The organism is Hydrogenivirga sp. (assembly GCF_056450045.1).
Genome location: NZ_JBWONM010000049.1, coordinates 1 through 7,240, shown reverse-complemented (window position 1 = coordinate 7,240; position 7,240 = coordinate 1). Strand labels below are relative to the sequence as shown.

At 50.5% G+C, this 7,240-nt stretch carries 10 protein-coding genes and 1 pseudogene; 9 read left to right on the top strand and 2 right to left on the bottom strand.

The genetic code is table 11. The annotated features are described in order from the left end of the window. The 9 genes and pseudogenes from AC1HCM_RS01960 to AC1HCM_RS01920 all read left to right on the top strand — a co-directional run. Positions 1-248: pseudogene (locus tag AC1HCM_RS01960) on the top strand (indole-3-glycerol phosphate synthase TrpC); the annotation flags it as partial. A gap of 24 nt (positions 249-272) precedes the next feature. Beyond that, the gene (locus AC1HCM_RS01955) at positions 273-605 is read left to right on the top strand and encodes a hypothetical protein (protein ID WP_479460095.1); all 333 of its coding nucleotides are present in this window, start codon (positions 273-275) and stop codon (positions 603-605) included. 10 nt (positions 606-615) lie between these two features. Continuing rightward, positions 616-948 (top strand): thioredoxin family protein, encoded by a 333-nt coding sequence (locus AC1HCM_RS01950; protein WP_479460094.1) that lies wholly within the window; start codon positions 616-618, stop codon positions 946-948. A 71-nt stretch (positions 949-1,019) separates the two neighbouring features. After that, positions 1,020-1,712 carry a hypothetical protein gene (locus AC1HCM_RS01945; protein WP_479460093.1) on the top strand — a complete coding sequence of 231 codons (693 nt, stop codon included), beginning with the start codon at positions 1,020-1,022 and terminating at the stop codon, positions 1,710-1,712. Between the two features lie 8 nt (positions 1,713-1,720). Continuing rightward, a complete protein-coding gene (locus AC1HCM_RS01940) occupies positions 1,721-2,224 on the top strand; it encodes an HIT family protein (protein ID WP_479460092.1) in 504 nt (167 codons plus the stop codon). Positions 2,225-2,339: 115 nt separating this feature from the next. Further along, positions 2,340-3,548: an ammonium transporter gene (locus AC1HCM_RS01935; protein ID WP_479460091.1), complete on the top strand. Its 1,209-nt coding sequence runs from the start codon at positions 2,340-2,342 to the stop codon at positions 3,546-3,548. 70 nt (positions 3,549-3,618) lie between these two features. Then, positions 3,619-4,632: a hypothetical protein gene (locus tag AC1HCM_RS01930; protein ID WP_479460090.1), complete on the top strand. Its 1,014-nt coding sequence runs from the start codon at positions 3,619-3,621 to the stop codon at positions 4,630-4,632. Positions 4,633-4,645: 13 nt separating this feature from the next. Further along, a complete protein-coding gene (locus tag AC1HCM_RS01925; protein ID WP_479460089.1) occupies positions 4,646-5,809 on the top strand; it encodes a hypothetical protein in 1,164 nt (387 codons plus the stop codon). Then, positions 5,809-6,564, top strand: a complete 756-nt coding sequence (locus AC1HCM_RS01920) for an ABC transporter ATP-binding protein (RefSeq protein WP_479460088.1) — start codon at positions 5,809-5,811, stop codon at positions 6,562-6,564. The genes AC1HCM_RS01925 and AC1HCM_RS01920 overlap by 1 nt, the downstream gene beginning before the upstream one ends. On the opposite strand, the gene AC1HCM_RS01915 is transcribed toward AC1HCM_RS01920, so the two are convergent. Beyond that, the gene (locus AC1HCM_RS01915; protein ID WP_479460087.1) at positions 6,561-6,824 is read right to left on the bottom strand and encodes a flagellar biosynthesis anti-sigma factor FlgM; all 264 of its coding nucleotides are present in this window, start codon (positions 6,822-6,824) and stop codon (positions 6,561-6,563) included. The genes AC1HCM_RS01920 and AC1HCM_RS01915 overlap by 4 nt on opposite strands. A 4-nt stretch (positions 6,825-6,828) precedes the next feature. Then, positions 6,829-7,240: ADP-dependent NAD(P)H-hydrate dehydratase (locus AC1HCM_RS01910; protein ID WP_479460086.1), on the bottom strand; the 412-nt coding region annotated here is incomplete at its 5' end.

The window sequence follows — 7,240 nt, the reverse complement described above, 5'->3', positions numbered from 1 at the left end:
TTGTGGGCATAAACAACAGGGACCTTGACACCCTTGAGATGAAACCGGAGCTGTCAAAGGAGCTTGCACCAAAGATAAAGGACCTCGGCGCTGAGTTCGTGATAGCTGAGAGCGGGATAGAGAGCCGAGAGCAGATAGAGGAGCTCTTGAACCTTCAGGTGGATGCCTTCCTCGTGGGAACCGCCCTGATGAAGAGCGATGACCCCTATAAGAAGTTAAAAGAGCTTCTCGGCTTTGATTGCGGGTAATATAGTTTAAATCTGGAGGAAAGTATGAAGAAAAACAACCTTGATCTCACCCTCCTTGAGGAGATAACCCAGCTGGAGTACTTCCTGGTAAAAAAGCCCATGACCAGCCCGGACTTCTGGGGGGAGTGGCAGGAGAAGTACGGTAAGGCTTCAATAGCAAAGGTCGCCCTCAAGAAGATAGCTAAGACAAAGAAGCTCTCCCACGAAGAGTACAACAGGTTGAGAACCCTTATGTCTATGTACGATGACGTTCTGAAGTATCTTGAACAGCTCAAGGGCACAGCCCTCAACGTCAGGGGCATGCCCACAAACTTTAATGTTGAGCTTGATGATGAGGATATAGACTTAGATTTCTGAGGAGGTTGCCATGCTTGAAGGTTTTGAGGAAGTTACGGATAAAGACTTCTACGAGAAGGTCATGGCTTCCGAGTCGCCTGCTGTCGTCCTTTTTGTTGACCCTAACTCTCCCGATACGGAGAGGTTCGTTGAGCTACTGAAGCCTTACATGGAGCAGTACGGGTCTCAGATAAAGTTCTACTACATGGACGTTACTAAAAACACCTCCTTTGAGGACTTTGGGGTGTTTAACTTCCCTTCAGCTATGTACTTCCGTGACACGATGGAGCTTGACAGGCACGACTTCGTTCCTCCCCCTGAGATGGTTGAACAGGCTATAAAGAGGCTCCTCAGGTTAGCTTGAAGCGGTATAGAGTAAAGGGAACGGCTCTCTTAATTTTAGGATTCCTTCTCCTGGCTCTTTACACCGGAGGTGTGCACCCTCTTCAGGACAGGGTTGAGGACTACACTGAGAGGGCTATAAAGACTACACTGGGCGCATATCTTGTTGTTAGGGGGATAAACGCTGGCGTTTCGGTCCTCAAGGAGAGCCAGCTTTCCCTCTCCCCTGCTGGAGTGGGCGTTTCCTTAGCCTTGGGCCAGGTTCTTGACCCTATAGACGATATAACGAAGAGAGCCTCCTCAGTTCTGCTTGTAAGCTTCGTTTCCCTCGGTGCCCAGAGGGTAGCCTTGGAGCTCTTTTCAGGCGTATTGCTCCTTACAACGGGTCTTCTCCTCATACTAACGGGTGCACTTTACTCCTTACAGAGGGGAGTTCCAAGATTTCTCAGGGGAGTTCTCATAACCCTGCTTGTCTTCAGGTTACTTCTTCCATCTCTCATAGCAGGAAGTGATATCCTTTACATGGATTACATTCAGCCCCGTATAGAGGAAGAGATATCCCGGCTGAGTGGATTGAAGGATGAGTTCCTCTCCCTCCCTGAAAAGGTCAGGAGCCCGAAAGAGTTTAAGAGCTCCCTTGAAGATTTCGCAAGACATGCGGATACCTCCGTAAACAGTCTCCTCTCAATCTCAATGTACTTTCTCTTTCAGACTGTCCTGCTTCCCATAGTTATCCTGTGGGTTGCCTTGGGGGTGATGAGGTCTCTCATCCTCGGGAGGTTATAATAGAGGGGATGGACATACTCTGGGCTCCATGGAGAAGCCACTACGTTGAGAACGTTGACAACATAGAGGGCTGTTTCCTATGCCACGCCATATCCCAGCCAGAGGAGAGATGGAGGGATGTTCTCGTTCTGCACAAGAGCTCGGAGAGCTTCATCATACTGAACAAATACCCCTACAACTCGGGACACCTGATGATAGTTCCCATAAAGCACACCGGAAATTATGAGGAGCTTCCCGAGAGCACAGTACTTGACATGGACAGGCTCCTGAGGCTCTCACTCAGGGCTCTTAGGGAGGTCTTCAAGCCCCACGGCTTCAATATAGGCTACAACATAGGCAGACCGGCGGGAGCTGGTCTTGAGAGCCACATACATATGCATGTTGTGCCGAGATGGAACGGGGATACAAACTTCATGCCCGTTATAGCCCAGACCAAGGTGATATCTCAGGACCTGCTGAACACCTACGATAGACTAAAGGAAGCCCTCAGCATTTTGTTAACAAATATGTAAAATTGCTCACATCTTTACACATCCCTGTTCTTTCTACCTCCTGATAGACGACGACTTCCCTGCGGCACAAAAATTGCAGGATGCAAGTGCTGGCATACTTACGGAGGTGCAGGATATGAACGCAGTAGATAACCTGTGGATAGTTGTGTCAACAGCCCTCGTTCTTCTTATGTCCGTGCCGGGCTTGGCTGTATTCTACGGAGGTCTTACAAGGGCTAAGGATATCCTCAACACCATAACTATGGTGTTCTCAGCCTTCTGTCTGGTCGGCATCCTGTGGATAGCTTACGGCTACAGCCTCACCTTTGGAGGGGATATAGGTGGGGTGGTTGGCGATGGAAGGTGGCTCTTTTTAAAGGGGATAAACCCCGGTGATAGCGCTGCTACGGCACCTAACATACTCCACTACACCTTTGTTATCTTTCAGATGACCTTCGCCTGTATAACCGTCGGACTCATTACGGGAGCCTTCATTGAGAGGATGAAGTTTTCAGCCTGGCTTCTCTTTTCACTGCTGTGGTTCACCTTCGTCTACATTCCCGTTGCCCACTGGGTATGGGGCGGTGGGTGGCTCTCAGGTATCGGTACCCTTGACTTCGCTGGAGGGATAGTTGTCCATGAGACCTCGGGTGTGTCAGCCCTCGTGGGTGCTCTCATCCTCGGCAGGAGAAAGGAGCCCTTCATGCTTCCGGCAAGCCTTCCCCTCACCGCTGTGGGGACGGGTCTCCTCTGGTTTGGCTGGTTTGGATTCAACGGAGGTTCCGCTCTTTCAGCCAACAGCGTTGCCGTTACCGCCATCTTCACCACAACCATGGCTTCTATAACAGCGGGCTTGGTCTGGATGGCTCTTGAGTGGCTCCTTCTCAAAAAGCCAACCTCTCTTGGACTGATGACCGGCTTTATAGCAGGTCTTGCGACCGTTACGCCAGCCTCCGGCTTTGTTGATGTCTGGGAAGGGGTAGCCCTCGGTTTCCTTGGAGCGATCGCCTGTTACTGGGCGGTTGTTTATCTTAAGGCTAATCTCGGCTACGATGACGCCCTTGATGTATTCGGAGTTCACGGGGTCGGCGGTGTGGTCGGTAGCCTTCTCCTCGGTATCCTCGCCAAGCCAAGTGTAAACGAAGCCTCTGGTCTCCTCTTTGGAAACCCGGCCCAGCTCTGGAGCCAGCTCTTGGGTATAGTTGCCGTGGGTCTTTACTCAGCTATAGCCACGGGAATAATCTTTCTATTGCTAAAGGCAACTGTGGGTCTGAGGGTCTCTACTGATATGGAGACGGAGGGTCTTGACAGAGCCTTCCACGGAGAGGAAGCTTATAACAGATGACACTCCTGAAGGTTTGAAGACTTCCTATTTCGGACGATATAATTTCCTGTACAGTCTTGGAGGGCTTGTTATGAGAAAAGTTGTGCTTCTCGGAGCGGTTTTTTCCTTGGCTCTTCTCTCTGGCTCCTGTGGCGGAGGGAATATGTTGGAGGGGCTTGCGGATGATAGTTCAACCGCAGCCTGCAGGGTGGAAGCCAGCACGAACCTTGATAAGGGCAACTACGATGCGGTTATAAATTCGTCCTGCGCTGATGATATGCAGAAGGCGGCTGCCTATCTGGGCAAGGCAGGCTACGACCCGGCTGATGTGATGAACAGGCTCATTGAAGGGAGCAATGCCAACAATACGGCGGACTTTTACCTCAAGACCCTTGTGGGACAGGTTGACGACAAGACCCTTGACTACGTTAACAAGGCGGTAGAACACTACGATACAGCCTCTAGAAATGCCGACTCCCAGTCTCTTCAGGAGGATGCAAAGTTTAACAAGGCTATCGCCTCTGCCATCAAAGGTCTCATTGTAGCCAAGCTGACTGTAGCCTCAAGCCTTGGTGATCCGGACAACCTCTTTGAGTGCGACCTCAACAGAAACAGAGTTCCTGACGACGTTGATGCAACGGCATGTGCACTTGCCTATACCATTGGAGGGAGTTGTGCATCGGGGATTTCCTACACCGTAACGAATATAACTATAAATGGAACGAGCTATAAAGGCATGGAGATAGAGATAGAAAAAACCTCTCCCTCTTCTCCTTCAAGCACATGCCAGACGACTTACAAAAAACTTCTCTCTTCTGACGGAACTAAGGTAATAACAACAGCTCCAAATACATGCCGCGACCAGAACAATAACCCCTGGCCATGCCCAGTTGTGGTAAACGGTCAGCCTGCGGATATGGTGGAAACTATAGGGGACGCTATAAACGATGCTTACAACGACATAACAGACGTCATTGCGGGAAGCAACCCAGACCTGAAGCAGTCAATAGAGGACCTCAGGACTGATATATGTGGCGCTGATGGCACCTGCACCGCTGATGATATAAAAATATACCTTAGCCAGATAAAGACGGGACAGCAGTAAAAGGAGGGTTAGTATGAGAAAAGCTCTCTTCCTCTTTATAGTCGGTACTGTTGCAGTATCTTCCCTATCCTTTTCTCAGCCCAGGACGATTCTCCAGTATCCTTATCTTTACAAGTCCCCAAGGGCTATGGGGATGGGGGGTGCCTATATAGCTGTCGGAGGTGCCACCGATGCAGTCTTTTACAACCCTGCAGGCCTCAGCAAAATGCCCTCAGGCAACTGGGAGGTAAATATTATTGGGCTTTCCGCTTCCCTGAGTGAAAGCGCCCTTGACCTTAGAAAGGATATGGAGGATGCCCTCAACACGGGAGACCTTGATGGCGATGGAGATTCTGGGGATGACCAGGTGAGAGCTGTTAACGATGTGCTCAAGAAATACAGGGGTGAGAACTTCCATCTGGAACTGGCGGACTGGACTTCCGTCGGCAGGAATCAGGATAGTTGGGCTTTTGCCCTCGGCGGAGTTGCAAGGGCAAGGGTTGATGCTATGCCCCACCAAGGTTTAGGTTCTGAAGGTATCCTTGAAGTCAACGCTGATGTGACCTACGGTGGAGTTCTCGGACTGAGCCTGGAGGTTATGGATGGGCTATATGCAGGTGTTGGGGCAAAGCTCTTGAGCCGGGAGGCACTCGTCCACAACTTCTCTGCGCGGGAGATAGTTGAAAATCAGGACAACCTTGAGGATTACATAACCGGCGAGCTTAGGAAAAGCGGTAGTGCTGTTGGTATTGATGCAGGATTCCTTTACCAGTTCGCCCAGGATAGCTGGCTCAGACCTGCTGTAGGTGTTTCGGTGATGGACATAGGCGATACAGACTTCAAGGAGGCGGGCAAGATACCGACAACCCTGAACGTTGGAGTGGCTGTAAGCCCTAAGATACCGGTCTTTCATTCTCTCACCCTCGCCGCTGATTACGTTGACCTGCTGAACAATTACGAGGAGGATGAGGACAAAGTTAAGAGACTTCGCCTCGGAGGAGAGCTCTATCTTATAAAAAACAGCTGGCTTTCCTTCGCTCTCAGGGCGGGTCTCTATCAGGGCTATCCTACCATCGGTGCAGAGCTTGAACTTGCTCTGGTTCGTCTTACCTACGTTTCTTATGCGGAAGAGGTTGGAGCTTACGGAGGACAGAAGGAGGATAGAAGGCATCTCCTTATGCTCAATATAGGCTGGTAATGACACTCCTGAAGGTTGAAGGGCTGAGCCTGTGGTATGGAGAGCAGAAGGTTCTCCACGATATATCCTTTTCCCTCAAGGAGGGGGAAGTTCTTTGCATAGTGGGTGAATCGGGCTCGGGGAAATCTTCAATACTTTACTCAATCCTCGGTCTTCTTCCCGAGAAGGCAAAGGTTGATGGGAAGGTCCTCTTTGAAGGGCTTGATATAACGCGACTTCCAGAACCTCGCATGAGGGAGATAAGGGGAAGGGACATAGGTATGGTATTTCAGGAGCCTTCCGCCTACCTTGACCCTCTCTTTAGCGCAGGTGTTCAGATCGCTGAAACCTTTTCAGCCCACTACCCTGATATAAGAAAGGAAGCCAAAGAAAGGGCACTTGATGCTATGGAGAAGGCTGGGATACCTTCTCCGGAGGAGAAGTTTGGCATGTACCCCCACCAGCTCTCGGGGGGCTTGAGGCAGAGGGTATGCATCGCCGCGGCGATAGTATGTGAGCCAAAGCTTCTGCTTGCGGACGAACCAACTACAGCCCTTGATGTTTCGGTTCAGAAGAGGATACTTCACCTCTTCAGGAGACTGAGGGCTGAAGGAAAGTCAATACTGCTTGTGACCCACGACTTTGGTGTTGTGGCTGAGGTAGGGGACAGGGTCCTCGTCCTTAAGGATGGAAGGATAGTTGAGGAAGGGAGCGTTTTTGATATCTTTGACTTTCCAAAGGAAGACTACACCAAGGTGCTCCTTTCCGCTATTTAAGGGAAGAACTTCTTAAACCCCTCTATTATCTTGTCCGGGTTCACCTCGTAGGTCCCCCTCGCTATCTCCTCCTTTATCTTCTTTACCTTTTCAGAGAGGTCCTCATAATCCGTTTCCATAGCCTTCCTTGCTGTCTGGGATAGTTCAACAACATCTCCCTGCCTTACCTCGTTCACCTGAGTAGATTCCTTCTTTTTTACCTTCTTCTCCGTTTCCAGCGCCTGACCTATAAGCCTGTTCAGGTTTACCTTGTCTATCATCTCGTTATATAGTATCGTCCCTTCTGACGGATTTTTCAATATGCCTGTAAGCCTCTGGTATTGAGTCTATCAGATCGCGGGCTTTCAGGCTCTCCCTGTGGAGCTTCCTCTCGGCTATCTCCCCAGCGACACCGTGGAGAAAGACCCCCAGCTTGAGAGCCTCCTCAACCTCCATCCTACCCATCAGAGATATGAGGATACCGGAGAGAACGTCCCCCACGCCCCCCTTAGCCATGGCTGGTGTGCCCCTCGTGGATATGTACGCCCTGCCTTCGGGAGTTGATATCACGGTCCTGGCAGACTTGAGGACAAGGTAGCACCTGAACTCCTTGGAGAACTCTTGGGCGAGATCTATCTGGTTTGACACTATCTCTCCAGCATCAATCCCTGTGAGGCGGGAAAACTCTCCAACGTGG